The organism is Streptomyces sp. UF-297, assembly GCF_058245575.1.
Map to the genome: position 1 here is coordinate 54,131 of NZ_JBSIBZ010000009.1, position 23,964 is coordinate 78,094.

22 protein-coding genes are annotated in these 23,964 nt (G+C 73.8%); 12 read left to right on the plus strand and 10 right to left on the minus strand.

The genetic code is table 11. From position 1 onward, the window contains the following. Positions 1 to 33: 33 nt before the first annotated feature. The 3 genes from AC4IJH_RS08005 to AC4IJH_RS08015 are packed head-to-tail and all read right to left on the minus strand — an operon-like array spanning position 34 to position 2,821. On the minus strand, positions 34 to 786 hold the full coding sequence (locus AC4IJH_RS08005) for an amino acid ABC transporter ATP-binding protein (protein ID WP_490850931.1): 753 nt from the start codon (positions 784 to 786) through the stop codon (positions 34 to 36). Between the two features lie 59 nt (positions 787 to 845). Further along, positions 846 to 1,787, minus strand: a complete 942-nt coding sequence (locus tag AC4IJH_RS08010) for an amino acid ABC transporter permease (protein WP_490850848.1) — start codon at positions 1,785 to 1,787, stop codon at positions 846 to 848. Between the two features lie 59 nt (positions 1,788 to 1,846). Then, positions 1,847 to 2,821 carry an ABC transporter substrate-binding protein gene (locus tag AC4IJH_RS08015; RefSeq protein WP_490850849.1) on the minus strand — a complete coding sequence of 325 codons (975 nt, stop codon included), beginning with the start codon at positions 2,819 to 2,821 and terminating at the stop codon, positions 1,847 to 1,849. Between the two features lie 543 nt (positions 2,822 to 3,364). Here AC4IJH_RS08015 and AC4IJH_RS08020 point away from each other — a divergent pair. Next, positions 3,365 to 4,588 carry an NAD(P)-dependent malic enzyme gene (locus tag AC4IJH_RS08020; protein ID WP_490850850.1) on the plus strand — a complete coding sequence of 408 codons (1,224 nt, stop codon included), beginning with the start codon at positions 3,365 to 3,367 and terminating at the stop codon, positions 4,586 to 4,588. Positions 4,589 to 4,677: 89 nt separating this feature from the next. Here AC4IJH_RS08020 and AC4IJH_RS08025 read toward each other — a convergent pair whose 3' ends face one another. Together AC4IJH_RS08025 and AC4IJH_RS08030 are read right to left on the minus strand one after the other, a co-directional pair. Next, positions 4,678 to 5,472, minus strand: a complete 795-nt coding sequence (locus tag AC4IJH_RS08025) for an ATP-grasp domain-containing protein (protein ID WP_490850851.1) — start codon at positions 5,470 to 5,472, stop codon at positions 4,678 to 4,680. Continuing rightward, positions 5,469 to 6,401: an ATP-grasp domain-containing protein gene (locus tag AC4IJH_RS08030; RefSeq protein ID WP_490850852.1), complete on the minus strand. Its 933-nt coding sequence runs from the start codon at positions 6,399 to 6,401 to the stop codon at positions 5,469 to 5,471. The genes AC4IJH_RS08025 and AC4IJH_RS08030 overlap by 4 nt, the downstream gene beginning before the upstream one ends. Positions 6,402 to 6,624: 223 nt before the next feature. Between AC4IJH_RS08030 and AC4IJH_RS08035 the strand changes: the two genes are divergently transcribed. The 6 genes from AC4IJH_RS08035 (at position 6,625) to AC4IJH_RS08060 (ending at position 14,759) form a co-directional block, all read left to right on the plus strand. Continuing rightward, positions 6,625 to 7,248 carry a phosphoesterase gene (locus AC4IJH_RS08035; RefSeq protein WP_490850853.1) on the plus strand — a complete coding sequence of 208 codons (624 nt, stop codon included), beginning with the start codon at positions 6,625 to 6,627 and terminating at the stop codon, positions 7,246 to 7,248. Further along, positions 7,245 to 8,810 carry an alkaline phosphatase D family protein gene (locus AC4IJH_RS08040; RefSeq protein ID WP_490850854.1) on the plus strand — a complete coding sequence of 522 codons (1,566 nt, stop codon included), beginning with the start codon at positions 7,245 to 7,247 and terminating at the stop codon, positions 8,808 to 8,810. Before AC4IJH_RS08035 ends, AC4IJH_RS08040 begins: the two co-directional genes overlap by 4 nt. Positions 8,811 to 8,885: 75 nt before the next feature. Continuing rightward, positions 8,886 to 9,848, plus strand: a complete 963-nt coding sequence (locus tag AC4IJH_RS08045; protein ID WP_490850855.1) for a zinc-binding dehydrogenase — start codon at positions 8,886 to 8,888, stop codon at positions 9,846 to 9,848. A gap of 287 nt (positions 9,849 to 10,135) precedes the next feature. Further along, a complete protein-coding gene (locus AC4IJH_RS08050; RefSeq protein WP_490850856.1) occupies positions 10,136 to 12,898 on the plus strand; it encodes an ABC transporter substrate-binding protein in 2,763 nt (920 codons plus the stop codon). A gap of 30 nt (positions 12,899 to 12,928) precedes the next feature. Continuing rightward, positions 12,929 to 13,555: a HutD/Ves family protein gene (locus AC4IJH_RS08055; protein ID WP_490850857.1), complete on the plus strand. Its 627-nt coding sequence runs from the start codon at positions 12,929 to 12,931 to the stop codon at positions 13,553 to 13,555. Positions 13,556 to 13,889: 334 nt separating this feature from the next. Continuing rightward, complete coding sequence (locus AC4IJH_RS08060) at positions 13,890 to 14,759, plus strand: hypothetical protein (protein WP_490850858.1); 870 nt, start codon at positions 13,890 to 13,892, stop codon at positions 14,757 to 14,759. A 43-nt stretch (positions 14,760 to 14,802) separates the two neighbouring features. On the opposite strand, the gene AC4IJH_RS08065 is transcribed toward AC4IJH_RS08060, so the two are convergent. Next, the gene (locus tag AC4IJH_RS08065) at positions 14,803 to 15,501 is read right to left on the minus strand and encodes an antibiotic biosynthesis monooxygenase (RefSeq protein ID WP_490850859.1); all 699 of its coding nucleotides are present in this window, start codon (positions 15,499 to 15,501) and stop codon (positions 14,803 to 14,805) included. A gap of 143 nt (positions 15,502 to 15,644) precedes the next feature. Between AC4IJH_RS08065 and AC4IJH_RS08070 the strand changes: the two genes are divergently transcribed. Together AC4IJH_RS08070 and AC4IJH_RS08075 are read left to right on the plus strand one after the other, a co-directional pair. Next, positions 15,645 to 15,854, plus strand: coding sequence for a helix-turn-helix domain-containing protein (locus tag AC4IJH_RS08070; RefSeq protein ID WP_069865957.1), 210 nt, complete (start codon positions 15,645 to 15,647; stop codon positions 15,852 to 15,854). Next, positions 15,854 to 16,396, plus strand: coding sequence for a Clp protease N-terminal domain-containing protein (locus AC4IJH_RS08075; RefSeq protein WP_490850860.1), 543 nt, complete (start codon positions 15,854 to 15,856; stop codon positions 16,394 to 16,396). Before AC4IJH_RS08070 ends, AC4IJH_RS08075 begins: the two co-directional genes overlap by 1 nt. 129 nt (positions 16,397 to 16,525) lie before the next feature. On the opposite strand, the gene AC4IJH_RS08080 is transcribed toward AC4IJH_RS08075, so the two are convergent. The 4 genes from AC4IJH_RS08080 to AC4IJH_RS08095 form a co-directional block, all read right to left on the minus strand. Continuing rightward, on the minus strand, positions 16,526 to 17,407 hold the full coding sequence (locus AC4IJH_RS08080) for an SCO6745 family protein (RefSeq protein WP_490850861.1): 882 nt from the start codon (positions 17,405 to 17,407) through the stop codon (positions 16,526 to 16,528). A gap of 180 nt (positions 17,408 to 17,587) precedes the next feature. Beyond that, positions 17,588 to 18,685, minus strand: coding sequence for a PadR family transcriptional regulator (locus AC4IJH_RS08085; protein WP_490850862.1), 1,098 nt, complete (start codon positions 18,683 to 18,685; stop codon positions 17,588 to 17,590). A 3-nt stretch (positions 18,686 to 18,688) separates the two neighbouring features. After that, positions 18,689 to 19,627 (minus strand): DUF4097 family beta strand repeat-containing protein, encoded by a 939-nt coding sequence (locus AC4IJH_RS08090; RefSeq protein WP_490850863.1) that lies wholly within the window; start codon positions 19,625 to 19,627, stop codon positions 18,689 to 18,691. A 137-nt stretch (positions 19,628 to 19,764) separates the two neighbouring features. After that, positions 19,765 to 19,944 (minus strand): DUF6104 family protein, encoded by a 180-nt coding sequence (locus AC4IJH_RS08095; protein WP_004937694.1) that lies wholly within the window; start codon positions 19,942 to 19,944, stop codon positions 19,765 to 19,767. A 152-nt stretch (positions 19,945 to 20,096) separates the two neighbouring features. Here AC4IJH_RS08095 and AC4IJH_RS08100 point away from each other — a divergent pair, with 152 nt between their 5' ends. The 3 genes from AC4IJH_RS08100 (at position 20,097) to AC4IJH_RS08110 (ending at position 23,964) form a co-directional block, all read left to right on the plus strand. After that, a complete protein-coding gene (locus AC4IJH_RS08100) occupies positions 20,097 to 20,552 on the plus strand; it encodes a CU044_2847 family protein (protein ID WP_490850864.1) in 456 nt (151 codons plus the stop codon). Beyond that, positions 20,552 to 22,738, plus strand: coding sequence for a VMAP-C domain-containing protein (locus tag AC4IJH_RS08105; protein WP_490850865.1), 2,187 nt, complete (start codon positions 20,552 to 20,554; stop codon positions 22,736 to 22,738). The genes AC4IJH_RS08100 and AC4IJH_RS08105 overlap by 1 nt, the downstream gene beginning before the upstream one ends. A gap of 185 nt (positions 22,739 to 22,923) precedes the next feature. Beyond that, the gene (locus AC4IJH_RS08110; protein WP_490850866.1) at positions 22,924 to 23,964 is read left to right on the plus strand and encodes an AAA family ATPase; all 1,041 of its coding nucleotides are present in this window, start codon (positions 22,924 to 22,926) and stop codon (positions 23,962 to 23,964) included.

Here is a 23,964-nt window from a genome sequence, read left to right on the forward strand (position 1 = left end):
GTACGGGCCCGGGCGGGCCCGTACCGCCGATCCTCACAGCACCTTGGACAGGAAGGACTTGGTCCGCTCGTGCTGGGGGTTGCCCAGCACGTCGCGCGGGTGGCCCGACTCCACGACCACGCCGTCGTCCATGAAGACCAGCGCGTCGCCGACCTCGCGGGCGAAGCCCATCTCGTGGGTGACCACGATCATCGTCATGCCGTCGGCGGCCAGGTCCCGCATCACGTCCAGCACGTCGCCCACCAGCTCCGGGTCGAGCGCCGAGGTCGGCTCGTCGAAGAGCATCAGCTTGGGCTCCATGGCCAGCGCGCGGGCGATGGCCACCCGCTGCTGCTGGCCGCCGGAGAGCTGCGAGGGGTAGTTGCCGGCCTTGTCCTTCAGGCCCACCCGGTCCAGCAGCGCCCCGGCGCGCTCGCGGGCCGAGGCCTTGGACTCGCCCTTGACCTGCACCGGCGCCTCCATGACGTTCTCCAGCGCCGTCATGTGCGGGAAGAGGTTGAAGCGCTGGAAGACCATGCCGATGTCGCGGCGGCGGGCGGCCACCTCGCGGTCGCGCAGCTCGTACAGCTTGCCGTGGTGCTCGCGGTAGCCGACCAGTTCGCCGTCGACCGACAGCCGCCCCGCGTTGATCTTCTCCAGGTGATTGATGCAGCGCAGGAAGGTGGACTTGCCCGAGCCGGACGGGCCGATCAGGCAGAAGACCTCCTTGGGGGCCACTTCGAGGTCGATGCCCTTGAGGATGTGGGCGGCACCGAAGGACTTGTGGACCGCTTCGGCCCGCACCATGGGGACCGCACCCCCCGCAACGGACGCACGGGTGGGCGAGGCGGTGGACTTGGCGGTGGTCATGCGGCACCTCCGGCGCGGTTGAAGCCCCCGGACAGCCTGGCCTTGGCCCGCTGGAAGGGGGTGGGCGGCAGGGCGCGGCTGGAGCCGCGGGCGTAGTACCGCTCCAGGTAGTACTGGCCGATGCTGAGCACGGTCGTGGCGACGAGGTACCAGATGGCGGCCAGGATCAGCATCTCCACCACGACGCCGGAGTCGCGTCCCACGTTCTGCGCGGACTGCAACAGGTCGTAGTACTGGACGGCGATGACCAGCGAGGAGGTCTTGAGCATGTTGATGACCTCGTTCCCCGTCGGCGGCACGATCACCCGCATCGCCTGCGGCACGATGATCCGGCGCAGCGTCTTGCCGTGGCTCATGCCCAGCGCGTGCGCGGCCTCGGTCTGGCCCTCGTCCACCGCGTTCAGCCCGGCCCGGCAGATCTCCGCCATGTACGCGGCCTCGTTCAGGCCGAGGCCCAGCAGGGCGCACAGGAACGGGGTCATGAAGTCCGACCACTCGTCCTTGTAGATCGGCATGATGTCGATGTACTGGAAGACCAGGCCGAGGTTGAACCAGAGGAAGAGCTGGACGTAGACCGGGGTGCCGCGGAAGAACCACACGTAGAACCACGCCACCGTCGAGGTCACCGGGTTCTTGGACTGGCGCATCACCGCCAGGATCACGCCGAGCACGATGCCGATCACCATCGACAGCAGCGTGATCAGCAGGGTGTTGCGCAGCCCCTTGAGGATGTCGGGGTTGAACAAGTAGTCGGGAACGGCGCCCCAGTTGACCTTGCCGGAGGCGAAGGCCCGTACGAGCAGGGCGAGCAGCGCGAGGACCACCAGGGCCGCCACCCAGCGGCCGTAGTGGCGCACGGGGATGGCCTTGATGGGCTCGGGCATGGGCGGGGGAGCGTCCTGGGGCGGCTGGGCCACCTTGTCGACGTCAACTGACACGGTTGTGGCCTTTCAACGTTCAGCGTGGGGCGGGAAGGGCTGGCCGGGGCGGCGTGCGGTCAGGAACCGCCGTTGATCCGCACGTCCTTGACCGCGGCGTCCGAGACGTTCCACTTCTTGAGGACCTCGGCGTACGCGCCGCTCTTGATGGCCCGCTCCATGGCGGCCTTGAGCGCGTCCCGCAGCTGCGCCTTGTCCTTGGGCACCGCGATGCCGTACGGGGCCGCCTTGACCGGGGCACCGCCGACCATCTCGAAGTCGTTGCCGCCGCCGGAGGCCTGCACCGCGTACGCCGCGACCGGGTAGTCGCTGGAGACCGCGTCCACACCGGCCGTACGCAGCCGGGTCTGCGCCTCGGAGTCGTTGTCGAACGCCTCGATGGAGATGGCCTGCCCGCCGTCCTTGGCGCACTTGTCCGACTGGGTCTTGGCGAGGTCGTGCGAGACGGTGCCGCGCTGCACGGCGACCTTCTTGCCGCACAGCGCGTCCCAGCCGTCGATGCCCTTGGTCTTGCCCTTCTGGGTGTAGATGGAGACACCGACGTTGAGGTAGTCGATGAAGTCGACGCCCTGGCCGATCTTCTTGCCGGTGGAGGAGTCGACGCCCTCCTGGCGGTCCTTGGTGTCCGTCATCGCCGACATCGCGATGTCGTAGCGCTTGGACTTCAGCCCGCCCATGAGGGTGTCGAAGGTGGCGTTGTTGAAGTTGAGCTTGACGCCCAGCTCCTTGCCCATGGCCTCGGCCAGATCCGGATCGATGCCCACGACACGGCCGTTGGTACGGAACTCCACCGGCTTGTACGTGATGTCCGAGCCGACCTGGATCATCGCCTTGTCCTGGATGTCCTTGGGGAGCAGCTTGAACAGCGGGGCGTCGGTGTTCCGGTTCTTCTGGGCCTCCCGCTTGGCGATGGCGGCGTCCGTCTGGTCGCCGCAGGCGCTGAGCAGCACCAGGGAGGCGGCGACCGCGGCCGCCGCGGCCACGGCTTTGCCATGCCTGCCGGTGGCCGTGCGGCGAGTGGTGCTTGCGGTCATGCTGATCCTCCTGCGGGTGTGGGAAGAAGCCGACGTGCAGGGGCCGGGCACACACCTTCGGGCGTCGCGACCTCGTTTGGTGACGGAATCTTGCCATCCGGACTCCGGTATCCGGACTGCCTCGCAGGTCAAAATCGGATAACGGACGGGTGCGCGTGGCTGAATCCCTTGCGCGGCAAGGGATCCGGAACCGTCGCGGCCGGATACGGCCCCGGAGTGACCACTGAGCGCGCACTTCGGTCTCGCTATGCGGACAGCAGGGGTTGTTGATCTGTGTTTTCGTGCATATCACCGATATTGTCCAAGCCTTGAACCGGGGGGTAACGAATCCGACTCGTCGGGGCCCGCGCCCGTCCGGTAGAAAGGTTCGTTACACCCCTCATCCGGGGCTCAGGGCGCGTGTGCGGCGCGCCCGGCGTCCGTACCTCCCCCCGCGCGGCCATCACTTGCCACGCAGGGCGCGGACGCGGTGCCCGCCCACCCCCGACCAGGGGGTGGCCACCCTCAACTGATGTGCGAATGCCAAATAAAGGGGTCAGACAAGTGGCAGCGGAGATCGTCAATCCTCGCAGCGACAGCACCACGGGCGCGGACGGAGACAGCGCGGAGCAGGACTTCTTCGACCCGGCCTTCGCGCTGCACCGGGGCGGCAAGATGGCCGTCCAGGCAACCGTTCCCGTGCGGGACAAGGACGACCTGTCCCTCGCGTACACACCGGGCGTCGCCAAGGTCTGCAGCGCGATCGCGGAGCAGCCCGAACTCGTCCACGACTACACCTGGAAGTCGCAGGTCGTCGCCGTGGTCACGGACGGCACCGCGGTGCTGGGCCTGGGCGACATCGGCCCGGAGGCCTCCCTCCCCGTGATGGAGGGCAAGGCCATTTTGTTCAAGCAGTTCGGCGGCGTGGACGCGGTGCCCATCGCGCTCGCCACCACCGACGCCGACGAGATCGTGGAGACCGTCGTCCGGCTCGCGCCCTCCTTCGGCGGGGTCAACCTGGAGGACATCTCCGCGCCCCGCTGCTTCGAGATCGAGCGCAAGCTCCAGGAGCGCCTGGACATCCCGGTCTTCCACGACGACCAGCACGGCACGGCCGTGGTCACCCTGGCCGCGCTGCGCAACGCCGCCCGGCTCACCGAGCGCGCGCTCGGCGACCTGCGCGCGGTCATCTCCGGAGCGGGCGCGGCCGGTGTGGCCATCGCCAAGATCCTCATCGAGGCCGGCATCGGCGATGTCGCGGTGTGCGACCGCAAGGGTGTGGTCTCGCAGGACCGCGGTGACCTCACCGACGTCAAGCGCGAGGTGGCCGGCTTCACCAACAAGGCGGGGCTGACCGGCTCGCTGGAGTCCGCGCTGGACGGCGCGGACGTGTTCATCGGGGTGTCCGGCGGCACGGTGCCCGAGGCGGCGGTCTCCAAGATGGCGAAGAACTCGCTGATCTTCGCGATGGCCAACCCGACCCCGGAGATCCACCCCGACGTCGCGCACAAGTACGCCGCCGTCGTCGCCACCGGGCGCAGCGACTACCCGAACCAGATCAACAACGTCCTCGCCTTCCCCGGCATCTTCGCCGGCGCGCTCCAGGTCCGTGCCTCGCGTATCACCGAGGGCATGAAGCTGGCCGCCGCCGAGGCGCTGGCCGCGGTCGTCTCGGACGAGCTGAGCGCCGAGTGCGTCATCCCCTCGCCCTTCGACGAGCGGGTCGCCCCGGCGGTCACCGCCGCCGTGGCCGCCGCCGCCCGTGCGGAGGGCGTGGCGCGCCGCTGACGGCACCGCCGCACGGCCGGGCCCGCATCCTGCTGGGGTGCGGGCCCCTTCCGTTGCCGTGGGCGCGTACGGGCCGTGGCGTGCGGACGTCAGCGGGCGGCCACGGAGGCCCGGCGCAGGGCCAGTGCCGCCAGGGCCTCGGGGGCGCCTGCCTGGCCCCGGATGCCGGGGAAGGCGTTGATGTCCACGATCAGGGGGGTGCCCTCGCCCGTGTCGAGGAGGTCCACGCCGTAGACGTCCAGCGCGAACAGCTCGCCGACCCGGCGTACCAGCGCCTCCCAGCCGGGCGGCAACTCGGCCAGGGCGAGCGGCACGGCCGGGCCCTTCCCGCCGGGGGAGAGCTCCGAGCGGCGCACGGCCGCGAAGAGGCGGTCGCCCACCGCCCACAGTTTGTGGTCCCAGCCGCTGTTCGGCGCGAACTCCTGGACCACGACCGGCTCCTGCGGATGGGCCGCGGCCAGGGCGCGCAGCGCCGCGCCGCCCTCGACGCGCGCGAGAACGTCGTGCCGCCTGCTGTGGCGGCTCTTGACCACCACGGGCCCGGTCGGCGGCGGGCCGGACGCCAGCTCGGCGAGCGTGGCGACGGTGCGGGTGGCCGCGAAGGGGAGGCCGTCCTGCCGGGCCAGTGCGGCCATCGCCGTACGGTCCTGGAGCAGCTCGGTGGCCGCCGCCGAGTTCACCACCGGGGCGCCGCGGCGCTCCAGGCCGCGGGCGAGGGACAGGGCCCGGGGCGTACGGGCCTTGAGCAGATAGACGTCGGCGGGCGGGCCGGAGATCCGCGCTGCCGGGTCCACCGTCTCCACCCGGTGCGCGGGAGCGAGCAGCGCGGCGGTGTCGGCCAGCAGCTGATGGCCGGGGTCGGCGGTGATCAGGCCGATCCTCATGCGCTCTCACCCGCCACCGCGGGGACCTGCACCGGCTCCGGGGCCGGCAGGGGGTGGGGGCGGGCGGCGGGGGAGGAGCCGCCGACCGCGTCGTGCCGTTCGGCGGCGCCCGAGGCCCAGCCGGTACGGGCCAGCCCCAGTACGGCCCGGGCCACCCGCGCCGCCGCGTCGGGGACCTGGCGGAAGCTCGGGAAGTCGTTCACATCGACGACCACCGGGCCGTCCGGGCCCAGCAGCACGTCCACGCCGTACAGATCCAGGCCGTGCACCGCGCCGACCTGGGCCACGATCGAGGCCACCTCGGCCGGCAGCGGCACCCGGCGCTCGCGCACCGGGTGGTCGGGGTGCAGCGGCGAGCGGCGCTCGGTGGCGTGCAGTTCGCCGCCGACGCTGTAGACCTTCAGGTCGATGCCCGAGTTGGGCACGTAGGGCTGGGCGATGAGCAGGCCCTGACCGGCCAGTTCGGGGACCATCGCGGCGAGCCGGTCCGGCGAGGAGAGCAGATGCACCGCCCGCCCGGAGCTGCCGTCGGCGGGCTTGACCACCAGCGGGTACTCCGACTCCGGTATCCGGGCCAGCAGCTCGGGCCGCGCCGCCGCGTAGGTCGGCGGCACCGGCAGCCCGCGGCTGCGGCCGATCGCCGCGGCCAGCGCCTTGTCCCGTACGCCCCGTATCGAGCGGGCGTCGTTGACCGTCGTCATCCCGGCCGCGGCCGCGGCCTCCAGCACGGTCAGGCCGGGGCCGCCGGAGACCGTCTTGAGCACCCAGGCGTCATGGGTGCCCGCCCGTACCGCCTCGGTCATGTGCAGCAGCGAACCGCCGGGCCGCAGCACGTCCACCCGGTGCCCCCAGGCGGTCAGTTGACGGACCACCTCCATCGGCATGCCGTCGTGGCGGTAGTGCTCTTCCACCAGGAAGCAGAGCCTCATCGACCTTCCCCGTAACCCCCGGACGTCCGCCGATCCCGTCCGGCGAGTTGTGACATCACAGGATGTCATGGACCCCTATGGGGTGATCTCCCCGGCCCTGGTTGACGGGGGCTCAGCAGTGCGGCGGAAAAGTTGCGCTCGCGTCTTCCCAGGGTTCACACGGGGCTGGTGTGATGCGCGACGCGTGGCGCGATCGCGCCACCCTCACCCCACGGAGGCGCCAATGAACCTGGTGGTCAACGGAGACGCCGAGAGCGGGCCCGGCGGCACCGCCAAGCCGGTGGAGTCGGTCGTCGGCTGGAGCATCCGGCAGGGCGCCCCCGCGCTGATCGACTACGCGCTGGGCGGCGGGTACCCGACCCCCTCGGACCCGGGGCCGACCCCGCGCGGCAGCCGCTTCTTCTCCGGCGGCACCTCCGGGCGCACCGCCTTGGTCCAGGACATCGCGCTGCCCGAGGGCGGGCCCAGCGGCCATGGCGCCGTGGACGCGGGCCGGGTGCGCTTTCACGTACGGGCCTGGCTGGGCGGCTTCGCCGGGCAGGAGGACGGGGCGCGGCTGTCGGTGGAGTTCCGCGACGGGCGGGGCACACCGGTGGCGCTGGCGGTGCTCGGCCCGGTCACCGCCGCCGAGCGCGGCGGCCGTACGGGGCTGGTGGAGCGCACCGCGCAGGCCGCGGTGCCGCCCGGCGCCCGCAGCGCGCGGCTGCTGCTGGTCTTCACCCGCAGCGGGCGCGGCACCTCCAACGACGGCTACGCGGACGGGATTTCGCTGGAGCTGACGGCGGGGGCGCCGGCGCTGGGAGTCGTGGGCAAGGGCGATCCGTCCGATAAGGGAGATGTGGCATGAGCGGGGGCATACGCCTCAACCGGCGGGACGTACTGAAGGCCGCGCTGGCCGTGGGCGCCGTCAACGTGGCCTGGCCGCTGAGCGCCGGGCTCTCCCCGGCCCAGGCCAAGGAGGCGGCCCGGGCGCTGGGCGCCGACTACGACCCGGCGCCCTTCACCCTGGGCGTGGCCTCCGGGGACCCGGTGCCGGACGGCGTCGTGCTGTGGACGCGGCTGGCGCCCGAGCCCTTCGCGGTGGAGCAGCAGCTGCCCGAACTCGTCGAGGTCGGCTGGGTGGTGGCCGAGGACCGCGAGCTGAAGCGGGTGGTGGCCCGCGGCACGGCCGTCGCCTCGGCGACGCTGGGCCACAGCGTGCACATACCGGTGGGCGGGCTGGGCGCGGGCCGTCACTACTGGTACGCGTTCACGGCGCTGGGCCGCACCAGCCGCACCGGGCGGACCCGCACCGCGCCGCTGGGCACCGTCGCCTCCGCCCGCTTCGCCACCGCCAACTGCCAGGCGTTCCACGACGGTTACTACGCCGCCCACCGCGCCATCGCCCGCGAGGAGCTGGACTTCGTCGTCCACCTCGGCGACTACATCTACGAACACGGACCCGTCGGCGGCGACCACGTACGCGACCACAACGGCCCCGAAACCCTCACCCTGGCCGACTACCGCAAGCGCTACGCCCTCTACAAGGGCGACCGCTCGCTGCGCGAGGCGCACGCCGCGCACCCGTGGTTCCTGACCTGGGACGACCACGAGGTCGTCAACGACTACAGCGGCACGGGCGGTGCGGCGTCCTTCATGCGGCGGCGCGCCGCGGCCTACCAGGCCTGGTACGAGCACCAGCCGCACCGCGACGAGGGCACCTCGGCGCTGCCCGACCCGGTCATCCACCGCCGCCGCACCTGGGGCGGCCTGCTGGAACTGACCGTGCTGGACCTGCGCTCCTACCGCTCGGCGCAGAACCTGCCCGACGGGACCATCCTCGGCCAGGAGCAGAAGTCCTGGCTGCGGCAGGGGATTTCGCGCGCCCCCGACACCTGGCACGTCTGGGCCAACTCGATCATGCTCAGCCAGCTGCGCGGCCGGCCCGGCGGCCCGTACATGTTCACCGACCAGTGGGACGGCTTCCTCGCCGAGCGCAAGGAGGTGCTCGGCCACGTCCACAGCAGCGGCCTCGAGGACCTGGTGGTGCTCACCGGCGACTGGCACTCCGCCTTCGTGGACGACATCCGGCCCGATTTCGAGGACGTCTCCGCGCCCGTCATCGGCACGGAGTTCACCGCCCACTCGGTGACCTCGGGCGCCTACGACGCGCAGTGGAACGCCACCAACGGGCCGCTGATGGGCCGCGCCAACCCCCACCTGAAGTACTTCGAGGGCAACCGCTACGGCTACGACGTGCACGAGGTCACCGCGCGGCGCTGGAGCACCCACATGCGGGTGATCGAGGACCGGCGCGACCCCGCCTCGCCGGTGTCCACGCTCACCACCTTCCACGTGGACCGCGGCAGACCCGGGTCGTACGAGGACCCGGCCACCAAGGGGTCCGCGGCCCAGTACCGCAGGGACTGAACCCGCCCGGCGGCGCGGCGCGTTTCACACGTCAGTGGAGTTCCGCGCGCCGCGCCACCGGCCTACGCTGCGATCATGTTCGCTGCCTACGCCGCCCGAATCGACCGTGACCAGCCGCTCGACGGCCTGGAGCTGGGGGAGCGGCCGGCCCCCGAGGCACGCCCCGGCTGGAGCGTGATCGACGTCAAGGCCGCCTCCCTCAACCACCACGACCTGTGGTCGCTGCGCGGGATCGGCCTGGACGAGAAGGTCCTGCCGATGATCCTGGGCTGCGACGCGGCGGGCGTCGACGAGGACGGCAACGAGGTCGTGGTGCACTCCGTCATCGGGCAGACGGGCCACGGCGTGGGCCCCGAGGAGCCCCGCACCATCCTCACCGAGCGCTACCAGGGGACGTTCGCCGAGCGGGTCGCCGTACCGACGTGGAACCTGCTGCCCAAGCCCGCGGAGCTGTCCTTCGCCGAGGCCGCCTGTCTGCCGACGGCGTGGCTGACCGCGTACCGCATGCTGTTCACCAACGCCGGGGTGCGCCCCGGCGACAGCGTGCTGGTGCAGGGCGCGGGCGGCGGGGTGGCCACCGCGGCGATCGTGCTGGGCGCCGCCGCGGGCCTGCGCGTCTTCGCCACCAGCCGGGACGCGGCCAAGCGCGAACGGGCCCGGCAGCTGGGCGCGGAGGCGGTGTTCGCCACGGGGGAGCGGCTGCCGCACCGGGTGGACGCCGTCATGGAGACGGTCGGCGCCGCCACCTGGTCGCACTCGGTCAAGTCCCTCAAGCCCGGCGGCACCCTGGTCATCTCGGGCGCCACCACCGGCTTCAACCCCGAGCGCACGGAGCTGAACCGGATCTTCTTCCTGGAGCTGAAGGTCGTAGGCTCCACGATGGGCACCAAGGAGGAGCTGGCCCAGCTGCTGAGCTTCTGCGCGGCCACGGGCGTGCGCCCCGTCATCGACTCGACACTGCCGCTGGACCGCGCGCGGGAGGGCTTCGAGCGGATGGCCCGCGGCGAACTCTTCGGCAAGATCGTCCTGACGAACTGAGGCGGGAGGGGCGCGGGGAACTGCGCGACCGGCCCCCACCGGCCCGCAGATGAGCCACCGCCTTCGAGGGGGGCGTTTACGCAGGGGCCAACGATCCCTCCCGCAACGGGAGTCGTGATTAGCCTCCCCCCGTTTCCGGGAATGAGCACCGGCAACGGGGGAGGGGATGTGCGATGCCATCAGGATCGGGACCAGGACCGGGCGCAGGGACGGGAGCGGGGCCGGGATCGGGGACAGTGCCGGGCCCGTCCGGGCCGCCGGGCGGCGGCCGGCGCACGCCGGGCCGGATGCCCGCCTACGCGGGCATGGACCGCTTCGTGGCCGCCTTCGACAAGCTCGTCGTGCAGTCCCGCCGCAGCCGCAGCCGGGTGCCCGTCGTGCTGCTGGCCGAGCCGGACGGCGGCGGCGCGGGGCGCCGGATCGTGCAGGGGCTGCGCGCCCGGCTGCGCGGCGACGCCGCGATGCTCGCCCCGCACGCCTATCTGCCGCCCGCCGCCCAGGACCCGCCGCAGCTGGAGATGTTCGAGCAGGTCGCCCTGCAGCTCGCCGACTCCATGCCGCGCGGTACGGGCCAACTGCGGCTGCCCGGCTACCGGTTGCTGCACGCCGTGCTCACCGCCCCGCGCCTGGAGGGGCCCCTCGAACAGCGCCACGACACCCTGCGCGACCACTGCTACGCCGACCACCGCCGCTGGTCGGCACCGGCCCGCACCTTATGGTGGCTGGGCGGGCGCAACCAGGCGGGCGGCGGCTCCATGGTGGAGCTGCTGTGGAACTTCGTCGCCGGGCCGCTCTTCCAGCGCCTTCCGTGCTGGCTGTTCGGGATGCGCTCCAACCGCCGCATCCTGGGCCACGGCCGCAGCCGCCGGTGGTACGCGCAGTGGTACCGCCAGCAGCACGGCGCCCCGCCCACCGACTTCTTCCGCTCCGCCCTGGACCTGGTGCGCGAGGACGGCACCGACGGCGGGCGCGACGGTGAACAGACCGACCGGGTGCTGATGCACGCGCTGCTGTCCGACCTGGACGCGGCCACCCGCTACCACCGCCTCAGCCCCTGGCGCCGGCGCCGCAGCACCCGGTTCGTGCTGCTCCTGGAGGAGCTGGGGCACGCCGACTCGCGCACCCAGCGCTTCGTACGCGAACTGCGCGCCGCGACGGAGGACCTGGGCAGCACCTCCGTCCTGGTGGTGGCGGCCGGGGCGCGCTCGCTGGCCGCCCGGGTGCCGGACATCGAACCGGCCGACCTCGCCCACGCGGGCGCCGAGCTCGACCTGGTCGAGCAGCGCGGGGTGCTGCCGGGGCAGCCCAGCGGCATGGCCGTCCCCGTACGCGCCGACGCCCCCGAGGACGACCAGCAGGCCGCCTACTGGCTGGGCCGCCGCCCCCGCCTGGTGCCGCCCGTGCACCGCCTGGGGCCCGGCGCCGAACTCGCGGGCTACGCCGGGGTGCTGGGCCTTGCCCTGGCGGTGCTCGCCGGGCTCTTCGTGCTGCGGCTGCCGCTGCCCGGCGTCGGCGGCCAGGACGACTGCCGGGGCGAGACGTTCCTGGGCACCGACGGCGCGTGCGTGGGCGTCGCCGAGGGCGCCAAGGGGTTCGGGGACAGCCCGGGGGAGAAGGGCGTACGGGAGGCGCTCGGCCTGATCGAGGCGCAGAACCAGAAGGTCGAGGCCGAGATGCGCACCCGGCCCGGCGACGACCCCAGGGCCCGCGCCCGCACGGTCGTCTACCTGGGCCCGCTCAGCGGGGGCAAGGGCGCGGACGACCCCGTGCGCGGCGGCACCCTGCCCGAGCTGCGCGGCCTGGCGCTCGCCCAGGCCCGGATCAACGAACTCGCCCTGGACGGCGGGGACCGCGTACCACTGCGGGTGCTGACCGCGAACGCCGGCAACCGCTTCCAGGACGCCCGGCAGGTCGCCGAGCAGATCGCGCAGCTCGCCCGGCAGGACCCCGCCATCCTGGGCGTGGTCGGCTTCGGGCAGAGCCGCCCCGGCACCCTGGAGGCGATCGACGTCCTGGACGCCGCCGGCATCCCGATGGTCGGCACCTCCGGCACCGCCGCCGACCTGCTGGAGCGCGGCCCGTACTACTACCAGGCGGCGCCGGCCAACTCCCGGGCCGCACAGATCATGGCGGCCTTCCTGCGGCAGGCGAACACCGTCGGCGGCGGCAAGGAACGGGCCCAGCGCGTCGAGCTGGTCGCCGACCCCACCGACATCTACAGCAAGGACCTGGCCGCGGACTTCGAGCGGGCCTACGGTGCGGCGAGGACCACGGTGCGCCGCTACACCCCCGCCGACAGCCGCGGCAGCCGCCCGGTGCCCGGAGCGCCGCGCGGCACGCTCGCGCCCAGCGCCCCCGACCTGGCCCGGCAGATCTGCGGGGCGGTGGAGAAGGCGCCGCGTACGGCCGTGGTGTGGACGGCGCGGGCGGGGGAGTTCACCGACTTCCTCCAGGAGGTGGACCGCATCGGCGAGCGCTGCCCGCGCATCACCGTCCTCGGCGGCGACGACGTCACCAACTCCCTGGTCCAGGACGAGCATCCGCAGGACCACTTCGCGGGCCTGACGCTGTTCTACGTCACCCACGGCAACGCCCCCGAGCTGGTACGGGCCGGGGGCGCGGCGGCAGCGGAGGCCGGGCAGTTCACCCGCGCCTACGACCGCGAGGCCAAGCGGCTGAAGTGGGGCGCGGCGATGCGTACCGACGGGCATCCGGTGCTCGCCTGGGACGCGCTGCGCTATCTGTCCGAGGCCGTGGACGAGGCGCGTGCCTCGGTGGACGGCGCCGAGGAGCGGCTGGTGGCAAGCCAGGTGCAGGCGGTGCTCTACCAGGGCCTGGGCGCGGGCGGCTTCAACGGCGCGACCGGGCGGATCGACTCGGCGGGCGCGGCGGGCGGCGGCCGGGCCACCCCCGACAAGCTGGTGTTCGTGATGCGGGCGGGCGACGGCGCGAGCCGTACCGAGCACGCCGAGCTGGTGTGCGGCGCGCTGACCAAGGGCCGGGTCCGCACGGAGTGGGGAGCGGGGGGCTACGCCTGCCCCGGTGCCTGAGGGAGCGGGGCGCTCTGGGACGTTGGGGGCATGGGCAGCGACATGAGCGGGACGGCGGCGGGCGCGGTGGTGCTGCGGGCCGCCGGGCGGCGGGCGACGGCCTGGAGCAACGGCGGCGGGGTGACCCGGGAGGTGGCCGCGGCCCCGGCGGGCGCCGGGTGGGACACCTTCGACTGGCGGGTGAGCCTGGCCGAGGTGACGCGGGACGGCCCGTACTCCCCGCTGCCCGGCATCGACCGGATCCTGACGGTCGTCGACGGCGCGGGCCTGGACCTCACCGTGGACGGCACCCGGCACACCCTCCCCGGGCGCCACCGCCCCTTCCCCTTCTCCGGATCCGCCGCCACCGACTGCCGTCTGCTGGACGGGCCCGTGGTCAACCTCAATGTGATGCTGCGGCGCGGACGCGCGCGGGCCGAGGTGGAGCTGCTGCGCGGCGAGCGCGAACTGCCCGGCGCCGCGCACCCGGTGAGGGGGCGGTCGGTGCTGGTCGTCGCGCTGGAGGGGCGTACGGAGGTGGCGTCTTGTGCCGAGGGGAGCGGACGTGGCGCGCCGGAGCGGCTGGAGCGGTTCGACGCGGTGCTGCTGCCCGGCGGGGTGCCGGCCACGGCGCGGACGGACGGTGTCGCGGCGCTGATCACCGTGTCGGCGGGCTGAGCGAGGGGGTACGGACCCCGGCCGGGCCCCGCGTGACCGGGCGGGGCGGGGATGGCCGATGATGGCGGGAAACCGGTGGAGTGCGGGGAGCGCGGGGTGGCCGGACGCCGCCGGCTCCCCCTGGGCGACACGGCACGGCGACGGTGCGCGGGCGATGGCGCACCGGGTACGAAAGCGGGCAACTGGGCATGGCGAAAAGGGCGATACGAACGGTCCAGCGGCAGTACCCGCGCGGCTCGCTCCTCAAGGCGGCGGGCATGGGCGCTGTGGCGGCGCTGCTGCTCGGGCTCCTGGGCCACGGCGGCGTCGGCCGGGAGAGGGCATCATGGTCGGCATGGCCCGCACCCCACAGCTCCCGGCCGCCATCGGCCCCGACGCCCTGACGGCCGGGGTCCGGCGGGCCCGTGGCCGCGGCCGCCCGCGCGGCGGGCCGGGGCGGAGCCGCCTGGAGAGGGCGTTCGGGCTGGGGCTGATGCTCCTGGCGGTGGCCGTGGTGCTCGCGGTCGTCACCGCCTCCGGCGCCTACGCGCTCGTCGGCACCGACGCCCCCTTCCTGGTCAACTCCCGCGGCCCCGCAAAGGGCCCGGCGCCGACGGGCGCCCGTGTCGCGGCCGGGGTGATGTGCGCGGCCTTTCTCGCGCTGATCGCCGCCTTCCTGCGCACCGCGGCCCGCGGCGCCCTCACCCGCCAGACCCTGGCCGTGGACGCCGAGGGCATCTGGCTCGCCCGCGGCCGCCGTGTCCAACAGGGCCTGTACTGGGGCCAGATCGCGGCGGCTGATGTCGTGACGCCGGAGCCGGAGCCGGAGCCGGAGCCGGAGCCGGAGCCCGAGCCCGAGCCCGAGCTGGAGCCCGAGCCCGAGCGGGAGCCGGACCCGCGGCCGCGGCCGGTGCCGGCGCCCGACCCGGATGCGGCCCCGGAACCCACCCCGCCTCCCGCGCCTCGCCCGTCCGTGGCCTCTGCGAACGGCGCCCCCGCCGCAGCACCCCACCCCCTGCCCCCCTACCTCGACCTCTACCCCCTCCACCGCGCCCAGGACGGCGACGGCCCCCTCGACCGCCGCCTGATCACCGCACCGCCGTCCCGCCCCGGCCTCAGAGGCCGCCGCTACACCATCGAACTGGACTGCACCCCGGCCCAGTTGGGACGACTGCGCACGGCCCTGCGCCACTACTCCGCCGCGGGCCCGGAAGCCACCCGCTGACCCCCACCGCACCCCCGGCCGTACGCGTCCCGTCCCAACTCCCTCAGGGCGCGGGGACGTTCACGATGCCGCGGTGCGGGACATAGTGCGGCGCCGCGAGGCGGGGATGGGCGACGGTGACGCCGTCCAGTGCCACGATCGCGGAGCGCAGCTCGGCGGAGCCGTCGCCGTCGGCGAACCGCCGCCAGTCCGCGAGGCCGCTCCACTCCGCGTAGTTGACGGCCCGGCGGCCGTCCTTGCTCAGGTGGAAGTGGGCCCCGAGCAGTCCCTGCGGCCGTATCCGCTCCAGCAGGCCGAGCGCGGTGTCGGCGAGCGCGCGCTGACTGCCCGGCCCCTGGGTTTCGAAGGCGGGGGTGACCAGCAGGCCGGGGCGCTCGTCCGGGCTCGGCCGGGGTGCGTAGCTGCCGTACAGCGCGTGCCGCACCACCCCGGGGCGTTCGATGCCGGGAATCGACTCGTCGATTCGGCCGATCGCCGCCGGGCGCCGGGTACGGACCCACTCGCGGTGCGCGTCGTCGTGCGTCCACTGCGCGTAGTTCAGGACCTGACTGCCGTCCGTGCTCAGGAACGTGGTGAGCGAGAGCATCGCGTCCGGGCGCTCCTGGCGCTCCCACTCCTCGATGACGGCGTCCGCCGCCGGGCGCTGGAACCGCGGCTGGGGCACGATCCACGAACTCATCAGGATCGTGCCGGCGTCCGCGCGCCGGACGTCGGGGAAGGCGGCGGGGGCTGCTGTTGCCATGGTCGGCTCCGTTTCCTCTCGGCTGTCTGCCCTGATCCGCAGACGCCCGAAGCCTCACACCTGAACCGCGGTTGAGGTCAATGGCGGCTCCGATGTGTCAATGATGGTTGACAATGGAGAGGTGTCAACCTAGATTGACAGCTATGACCGAAGCAACGGATCTCGCCGAGCGGGCGGGCGACCGGGACCCCCGGATCGGGCTGCGCGCCGTCGCCGCCCTGCGCCGGCTGCTGGAGCAACTGGAGGCCGTGCAGGTGCGCAGCGCCCGCGCGCAGGGCTGGTCGTGGCAGGAGATCGCCGCCGAACTCGGCGTCAGCAGGCAGGCGGTCCACAAGAAGCACGGGAGGCGTTGATGTTCGAGAGGTTCACTGCCGCGGCGCGCGATGTCGTGCGCGGCTCGTGCGGGTACGCGGACCGCACCGGCGCCGCGGCCGTCGGCGAGGGCGAGCTGCTGCTGGCCCTCCTGGACCGTACGGACACCCCGGGAGCGCGGGTGCTGGGCGCGCTCGGGGTGCGCGAGCGGCGCGCCTCGGTGGAGCACGCGCTGGCGGCCGTACGGCGCAGGGGCGGGATGTCGGCCCCGGACGCCGAGGCGCTGGCGGGCCTGGGCATCGACGTCGAGGAGATCGTCGCCCGGGTGGAGCGCGAGCACGGGCCCGGCGCGCTGGCGGGGCCCGTGCGGCGCCGCGGCAAGCGGTCGCACCGCCCGTTCGCACCGGAGGCCAAGTCCGTCCTGGAGCGGTCGCTGCGCATCGCGCTCGGCCGCGGCGACCGGCACATCGGCGACGAGCACCTGCTCCTGGCGATGACCGCAGGGCCGGGCGTCGCCGGCGCCGTACTGGCCGAACACGGGGTGACGCGTGGCGAGGTCGAGAGGGTGCTGGACGCTCTCTAGGCGCCCGGCCGGGCGCCCGGATGCGGGGTCGAGTCCCCTGCGGGCCGCCCGTGGCCGGTCGCGCGGTTCCCCGCGCCCCTTGGCGGGGCGCGATGCCGAACCGGGCCTTCCCGGGTCCGCCGCCGTGGTTCACGGATAGCGGACCCGGACCGCCCCCATGCCCAGGGTGCTCTGCTGCGGCAGCATGCGGGCCTCGAAGACGGCCTGGAGCAGGGGGCCGAGCAGCTGGGCGAGGCGTTCGGCGCGGGAGCGGCCCAGGGCGCGCCAGGGTCCCGCGGCCAGCTCGTCGGTGCGGCGCTCGATCGCGTCACGGCCCTCGTGGGCCTGCTCGGTGGCGCGGCCGTCCGGGCCGATCCAGCCGCGCGCCGCGAGCCGGCCGCGGGCGCTGAGCCACTCCTGTGAAGTCCAGCCCCGCCCGGTGAAGTTGGCTTCCGGAGCCGCGCCGATCGCGGCGAAGGACACCAGCGCCTCGCACGGGTCCAGGCCGTGCGTGAGCAGCGCCGCCAGATGCCCGTCGCCGCGGTGCTCGCGCAGCACCGTGACGGCCTGCCACAGCACCAGATGCGGCTCCTCGGGCCAGGGCAGATCGAGGTTGGCCGCGGCCATCGGGCGCGCCGCCACCTGGGCGTTCTGCGCGGCCTGGCGGGCCAGCCGGGCGGCCTCGGCCATCCGCGCGGGCGGGAGCCGGCCGGCCGCCAGGCCGTGCAGTATCCGGTCCACCGCCTGCATCCGGGCGTCCAGCACCTTGGAGGGGGACGCCGTCGACCAGATCTTGGGTATGTACCGCGCGATCATCCGCGGGCTGAAGCTGTAGTACGTGGCGGCCACCAGCTCGGGGCCCGCCGTGCCGAGCGGGGCGGTGCGCCAGGCGAAGTAGCTGGGCCAGCGCGACTCGACGTCGTAACCGAGGGCGGCGGCCTCCTCGAATGCCTCCGGGGCGAAGTAGAGAGTGGCGTGGACGGGCTCCAGCAGGTGCCACATCCTGCGAGCCAGCGCGGGATAGTCCGACATCGAAACCTCTTGGCCTTCAAGATCCTTGCCGACAGGGCGTGTTGACTGTAAGCGGGAACACGGCGAGAGGTCCGCGATTTTGGGCGGCGGGGCCCGGCGGCGGGCGAAAAGCCGTGCGAGGGTCTGAGTTCCCCGATTACGCGCGGTGAATCCAGACCCCCGCAAGCTCACTGTGTGTAACTACGGCTTCGGGTCGCGCAGCAGAGCGCCGATGTGGACGGCGGCCGTGGACAGCCGGCGCCGGGCCTCCTCCAGCTGCTCCGGTGACACGCCGTGATCGCGCGCCGCGTCCCGCAGATCGTCGCGGAAGCGGTCCAGCAGCCGGTCGAAGTCGCGGCCCGGCTCGCCGGAGGCCGGCTCCCGCGCCCACGCGGGCGCCTCGGGGGCGTCCTGCGCGCCCGCCTGCCCCAAGTCCTCCGGCCGCTCCTTGGCGAGGTCCACCCGCTCGCCCCTCTCCCGCCCGTCCGGCCCGGTGCCCTCCGCGGCGGCGTCGGCGTCCTTGTGGCCCGTATAGCGGCCGACCTCGCGGGAGACCTCGGACAGCGCCTCGCGCACCGCGCCCGCCCAGTCGCCGGTACGCACATGCCCCTGCGCCTGCTCCTGGACGCGCTTGACGACCCGCAGCACCTCCTCGCGCGCGAAGACCTGCGCCTCGCGGGCCTGCTTACGGGCCCGCTGCGCCTCCTGCTTGGCGCGCCGGCTCTCCTCCTTGGCGCGGCGGGCCTGCTCCTTCCACTCCTCCTTGGCGCGGCGGAACTCCTCCTTGGCCTGCCGCCAGCCCTCCTTGTCGCCGAAGGCGTGCTCGAAGTAGTCCGCGGGGTCGGGGAAGCCCGTCCCGCCGCCCCGCCCGCCCTTCGCGCCGCCCGTGCCGTCCTCGCCGCCGGAGGCCTTGCGGGCCTGCTGCGCCGCCTCACGGATCTCGCGGCGCAGATCCCGCGCCGACCCGCTCACGTCCTCGCGGATGTCGCTGGCCAGCGCCGCGACCGACTCGCGGATCTCCAGTTCCAGATCGGCCAGTTCGCCGCCGCGGTCGGCGAGTTCGGCCCGGCCCGCCTCGGTGATCGAGTAGACCTTGCGGCCGCCTTCGGTGGCGTGCGTGACCAGGCCCTCGGCCTCCAGCTTGGCCAGCCGCGGGTAGACGGTGCCGGCGGAGGGCGCGTACAGGCCCTGGAAGCGCTCCTCCAGGAGGCGGATGATCTCGTAGCCGTGGCGCGGGGCCTCGTCCAGCAGCTTGAGGAGGTACAGGCGCAGACGGCCGTGGGCGAAGACGGGGGGCATGGCTCAGAGCACCTTCTTGTCGGCGGGCTGGTCGGCGGGGGCGTCGCTGCCCGGGGCGGACTGCGGCCCGTCGTGCGGGCCGTCCTGGGGGGAGTGGGGGAAGTCGGCGGACGGCGGGCGGCGCAGCAGTGCCAGGCCGCCGGTGACGGTGGTCACCTTCAGCCTGCCGTTGCCCGCGCCGAGCCGGCCGGTGATCCGCTTGGCGCCCCACTGGCCGCTGACCCGCAGGTCCTCGAAGGCGTTGGAGACCGTGCCGCTGGCGGTGTTGGCGTCCACCTGGGCGTCGGCCGGGTCGGGCAGGCGGATGGCGACCTCGCCGGAGACCGTGGTGAGGCTGATGTCCGTGCCCTTGGCGGCCGGGTCCAGGTCCAGCACCATGTCGCCGCTGACGGAGTCGGCGCGTACGCGGCCGCCCGCGCCCTCGATGACCGTCAGATCGCCCGAGACGGAGTTGAAGCGCAGATCGCCGGTGACGGCCTGCGCCTCGACCCGGCCCGAGACGGAGTCGGCGCGCACCGGGCCGGTCAGCCCCACCAGGGTGCCGTCGCCGGAGATGCCGCGCAGGTCCGTACGCGCCGAGATCCCGGTGATCACCGCGCTCGCGCCGACCACGCCGACCTCGACGCGGGTGGCGGCCGGGACGGTCACCGAGACCACCGCGCTGCGCTGCCACCCCTTGCGGTCCAGGAACTTCAGGAAGCCCTTCCAGGGGAGGTCCTCATAGGCGACGGTGAGGGTGCCGTCCTCCAGGGAGACGGTCAGCGGCGGGCCGGACAGCTCGCCGATCTCCACGCGGGCCGGGCCGCCCTCGGTGGTGCCGACGACGTTGACCGTGCCGTTGACCACGCGCACGTTGAGGGCGCCGAAAGGCTCGTCGATCTCCAGAACGCGCGGCGTGTCCACCTGGACCGGGCCGTGCGACCACTCGCTTCCGGCTGACATTCCTGGCCTCCCCTGGATAGCAGGCATCACAACATATCGTGTCTACGTTAGACACGATATATCGCGGATGGGGGAAGTCAAGGGGATCGCGATACGGGGCGGGACTGCGCCGCCCGCCCCGTACGTCCCGCCCGGACCTACTCGTCGTCCTCGTCGTCCAGGCGCGCCAGCCAGGTCGCCAGGCGCTCGACCGGCACCTCGAAGTCCGGGTTCAGATCGACGAACGTGCGCAGCTGCTCGGCCACCCACCCGAGGGTGACCTCCTCCTCGCCACGCCGGTTCTCCAGTTCCTCGATGCCGCGGTCGGTGAAATACACGTGCTCTCCAGCAGGGGTCATGGGACATTCCCGGCCAGGATAGGCAGGCACCGCCACCTCTCGCGTCACACGCGGGCGGGGGCTAATCTGATCAGCTGTCAACGGTCCTGCGGTAATGGGTAGTTGCCGCCGAGGGGGAGCAGGAGGCCGTTATGCCCGATCGTGCCCAGCGCATCGAGCTGCCCGACGGAACCGAAGTGTGGGCCCGGGTCTCCCGGCTGGAGGGCCCAGGATCCGCGGACGGATACGAGGAAGACGGGATCGGCGACTACGAGGACGTCGGCGCGTGGGAGGCCCTGACCACCCGCGTCGAGGGGCTCAAGGACCTGGTCGGCGGGGTCGCCGCCAGCGTCCGCGCCGCCACCGAGCGGGTCGCCCCGCACGAGACCAGCGTCACCTTCGGCGTGGAGGTCTCGGCCAAGCCCGGCAAGGCGGTCGCCCTGCTCGCCGACGGCGAGGCCAAGGCCAACCTCTCGCTGACGCTGACCTGGCGCCGCGAGGAGCCCCTGCCGTCGGCGGCCGGGACCCCGGGGCCCGGTGGCCGCCCCGGCGCGGACGGCGGGCCAGGGGCGCAGGGCCGGCCGGGCCCCGGCTCCGCGGAGCGCTGATGACGCCCCCCGAGGACCGCCGCCGTGCCGGCCGCGTCGACAGGCAGGCGTACGCCCAGCTCCTGGACCTCGCAGGGCACGCCACCGTAGGGCTGCGCGCCGCGCCCGGATCGCCGGACGGGCGGCTGTGGGGCAGCGGGGTGCTCATCGCCCCCGGCTGGGTGCTGACCTGTGCGCATGTCTTCGTCAGCGAGGACGGGCGGCGGCGCGGGGCGGGCCCGGACGGCGAGGTGGGCGTGGTGGTCGAGGGGCGCACGGTGCCCGCGCGCCTGGAGTACGACCTCTCGCGCCCGGCGCCGCCCCCGCAGGCCGCCGCCGACGCCCCCGAGGTCACCGTCGTGGCCGCCGCCGGCGCCGCCCGCGACGTCGGCGGCGCCGAGGTGCGCCCCGACCTCGCCCTGGTCCGGCTGCTGCACCCCTGCCCGGCGCACGCCTGCGCGTGGTTCGGCGACCAGCCCGCCACGCTCCTGGAGGACGCCTACATCTTCCGCGGGTACGACGAGCGCGCTGCGCAGGGCCGCGGCGCCGAGCCCGTCGACCCGTTCATCGCGGTCCGCTTCAGCTCCCGCGACAGCCGCGGACTGCACTTCGGCAGCGATGTCCGGGTGACCCCCGGCGCCTCCGGAGGGCCGCTGCTGGACTGCGACCGCGGCGAGGTGGTCGGCATCGTCAAGAGCCGCCACCGCGAGGACCGGGTGGTGCTCGCGGTGCCGTTCGCCGCGCTGCGCGCCCTGGGCCCGCAGCACCTGCTGCCGGGCGCCGAAGGGCTCGGCCCCGACCCGTACCACGCGCTGCTGAGCGCCCACGACCGCTGGCACTGGGAACAGCAGCAGCTCGGGCAGGGCGGCGAGGACACCTGGTTCGACGTACAGCGCTCGATCATGGCGGGGCGCGAGCGGGGGTGGGAGCTGCGAGAGCGCCTGCAGGCGCTGAGCCTGCTGGCCGAACTCCCCGCGCCCCGCGACCCGTACGCCGTCGAGGCGGCGGTCGGCGAGGTGCTGGGCCTGGGCGGCCGGGCCGGGGCCTTCTCACTGCGCACCTGGCGCGACGGGCACGGCGCGCTCTACCAGGCCAGCGACGCCTATGCGGAGCTGTGCAACTTCGTGCACTACCTGCGCATCGCGGCGCAGTACGCGGCCGACGAGGCGCGCGCGGAGGCGGCTTTGGCGGGGGAGCCGGAGCGGCCCGACCCCGAACACGCCGTAGCGAGGGGGCCGCTGGCCTTCACCGGCGCGGGCGCCGGCGCGGAGCGCGAGAAGGCCGCCGCGCGGCTGGCCGAATTCGTCACCTCCCGCGCGGTCGTCCTGGGCGCCAAGGACCGCGAGCGCATCGGGGCGGTGCGCCGGCGCCCCGACTCGCTGCTGGTGGAGTTCGAGCCGCTGTTCTACGACGCCGAGGGGCGCCCGCTGTTCAACTGGCGGGTCAGCGAGGGCTACGGGCAGGGCCACTGGCTGTGCGTGGACCTCCACGAGAGCGACGGCGGGCTGCCCTTCGAGCAGGCCGAGGCCCAGGTGCTGCGGCGGCTCGGCGCCCGGCTGCGCCACACCGACGACCAGGCGGGCGCCCGGGTGCGCCTGGAGGTCGCCGTCCCCGAGGGGTTCTGGCACACCCCGGCCGCCGCCTGGCCGGTGGCCGCCTCCACCCGGCGGGCCGCCCGGCTGCGCGCGGTGGGCACGATGCGTACGGTCATCCTGCGCGACCAGGGGCGCCGCCACGAGGTGGACGCCTACTGGCTCGAACGCTGGCAGAACCTCACCGCGGCACAGGAGTTGAGACCGCTGCGCATCCCGCCGCGCGAACGCGCCGGCGCCGCGGGCATCTGGGCGGTGCTGGAGCGCGGCAGCGAGGGCGCGGTGCCGGTGCTGTGCCGCACCGTCGCCGACGGCGTCGGGAGGGAGGTCGTGGGCCGCGCCCTGGACGTGGGCTACCCGGTCGGCCTGTGGCACTCCGGCGGCCACGGGGACGAGGACTGCAACGAGGTCTGCGAGGTCTTCCACCGCAGGGTCAGGGAGTTACTGGCCGGGCCCGGAGGAGTCACCCGCCTCCCCGAGCTCGTGCGCAACCTGCGGGGAAGGGCCGAGGAGGGCGACGTCGCCTGGGCCCGCGAACTCGTCCTGCTCTACGACGACCCGGGCAACCCCATCCCCCAACTCTTCGGCCGGCACGCGCACTTGTCGCCGCGTTGACGTACCCGGAGACTTGAAACAGCCCCGCGCGCTTCCGTACGGCTGGGTACTGTCATAGCGTCGTGGGAGATTGTCTGTGGCGGGCGTGGGGGAGAGGCCGGGGGTCGCTCGATCCATCGCGTCCCGGGACGCCCCGGTGACCCTTCGCTCCGCCCTCTGCCCGGCCGGCGACGAGGAGTTCCGACGTGAGCGACTGGCTCATCTACCGTGGCGCGGGGGCTCCGCACGACGGAATCGAGCACCTGCCGCCGCCACCGCCATGGCGGGATTTCGACGGCGGCCCCCTGGTGCCGCCGCCCGCAGCCCTCGATCACGCCTCCGAGCGCAGGCTGGGAGTACGCCGCAGGGAGGCCAGCTACCACCGGCCGGGCGAGACCGAGCGCGAGCTGGTCAACGCCGCGCTGTATCTGCGCCGTCCGCTGCTGGTCACCGGCGCCCCGGGCAGCGGAAAGAGCACCCTGGCACACTCCGTCGCCTACGAGCTGGGCCTGGGCAGGGTGCTGAACTGGCCCATCGTCAGCCGCAGTTCACTGCGTGACGGGCTCTACCAGTACGACGCCATCGGGCGCCTGCAGGACCTGCAGATAGCCCGCGCCGCGGCCGCCGGCCCCGGCGCCGCGGACCAGGAGCCGGAGCCGGGCGGCGGCATCGGCCGCTACATCCGCCTCGGCCCCCTCGGCACGGCCCTGCTGCCCGCCGCCAGGCCCCGCGTCCTGCTGGTGGACGAGCTGGACAAGAGCGACATCGACCTCCCCAACGACCTGCTCAACGTCCTGGAGGAGGGCGAGTTCACCCTCCCGGAGCTGGAGCGGCTGGCGGGCTCCGCCGCCGAGGTCCAGGTCATGACCGACGACGGCACCCGCGTGAGTGTGCGGGGCGGCCGGGTGCGCTGCCGGGCCTTCCCCTTCATCGTCCTGACCAGCAACGGCGAGCGCGACTTCCCCGCCCCCCTGCTGCGCCGCTGCATCCATCTGAACATCCCCACCCCGGGCAAGGAGCGCCTGGCGGGCATGGTGCGGGCCCACTTCGGAGAGGATGCCGCCGAGCGCTACGAGTCGGTCATCGACCGCTTCCTGGACCGCGAGCCGGGTGATGTGCGCGCCGTCGACCAGCTGTTCAACGCCATCCACCTCACCCAGAAAGCCGGTTGGACGGACGAGGACGAGGAGGAGACCCGACGGCGCCTGACGGCCGAACTGCTGCGTCCTCTCGATCGGACGAGGTGA

Bases quoted from the DNA above. Each gene is read 5' to 3' on its own strand.
- AC4IJH_RS08005 (WP_490850931.1), bottom strand. From the start codon at position 786: ATGGTGCGGGCCGAAGCGGTCCACAAGTCCTTCGGTGCCGCCCACATC.
- AC4IJH_RS08015 (WP_490850849.1), bottom strand. From the start codon at position 2,821: ATGACCGCAAGCACCACTCGCCGCACGGCCACCGGCAGGCATGGCAAA.
- AC4IJH_RS08025 (WP_490850851.1), bottom strand. From the start codon at position 5,472: ATGAGGATCGGCCTGATCACCGCCGACCCCGGCCATCAGCTGCTGGCC.
- AC4IJH_RS08030 (WP_490850852.1), bottom strand. From the start codon at position 6,401: ATGAGGCTCTGCTTCCTGGTGGAAGAGCACTACCGCCACGACGGCATG.
- AC4IJH_RS08035 (WP_490850853.1), top strand. From the start codon at position 6,625: ATGAACCTGGTGGTCAACGGAGACGCCGAGAGCGGGCCCGGCGGCACC.
- AC4IJH_RS08040 (WP_490850854.1), top strand. From the start codon at position 7,245: ATGAGCGGGGGCATACGCCTCAACCGGCGGGACGTACTGAAGGCCGCG.
- AC4IJH_RS08045 (WP_490850855.1), top strand. From the start codon at position 8,886: ATGTTCGCTGCCTACGCCGCCCGAATCGACCGTGACCAGCCGCTCGAC.
- AC4IJH_RS08050 (WP_490850856.1), top strand. From the start codon at position 10,136: ATGCCCGCCTACGCGGGCATGGACCGCTTCGTGGCCGCCTTCGACAAG.
- AC4IJH_RS08055 (WP_490850857.1), top strand. From the start codon at position 12,929: ATGGGCAGCGACATGAGCGGGACGGCGGCGGGCGCGGTGGTGCTGCGG.
- AC4IJH_RS08060 (WP_490850858.1), top strand. From the start codon at position 13,890: ATGGCCCGCACCCCACAGCTCCCGGCCGCCATCGGCCCCGACGCCCTG.
- AC4IJH_RS08065 (WP_490850859.1), bottom strand. From the start codon at position 15,501: ATGGCAACAGCAGCCCCCGCCGCCTTCCCCGACGTCCGGCGCGCGGAC.
- AC4IJH_RS08070 (WP_069865957.1), top strand. From the start codon at position 15,645: ATGACCGAAGCAACGGATCTCGCCGAGCGGGCGGGCGACCGGGACCCC.
- AC4IJH_RS08075 (WP_490850860.1), top strand. From the start codon at position 15,854: ATGTTCGAGAGGTTCACTGCCGCGGCGCGCGATGTCGTGCGCGGCTCG.
- AC4IJH_RS08080 (WP_490850861.1), bottom strand. From the start codon at position 17,407: ATGTCGGACTATCCCGCGCTGGCTCGCAGGATGTGGCACCTGCTGGAG.
- AC4IJH_RS08085 (WP_490850862.1), bottom strand. From the start codon at position 18,685: ATGCCCCCCGTCTTCGCCCACGGCCGTCTGCGCCTGTACCTCCTCAAG.
- AC4IJH_RS08090 (WP_490850863.1), bottom strand. From the start codon at position 19,627: ATGTCAGCCGGAAGCGAGTGGTCGCACGGCCCGGTCCAGGTGGACACG.
- AC4IJH_RS08100 (WP_490850864.1), top strand. From the start codon at position 20,097: ATGCCCGATCGTGCCCAGCGCATCGAGCTGCCCGACGGAACCGAAGTG.
- AC4IJH_RS08105 (WP_490850865.1), top strand. From the start codon at position 20,552: ATGACGCCCCCCGAGGACCGCCGCCGTGCCGGCCGCGTCGACAGGCAG.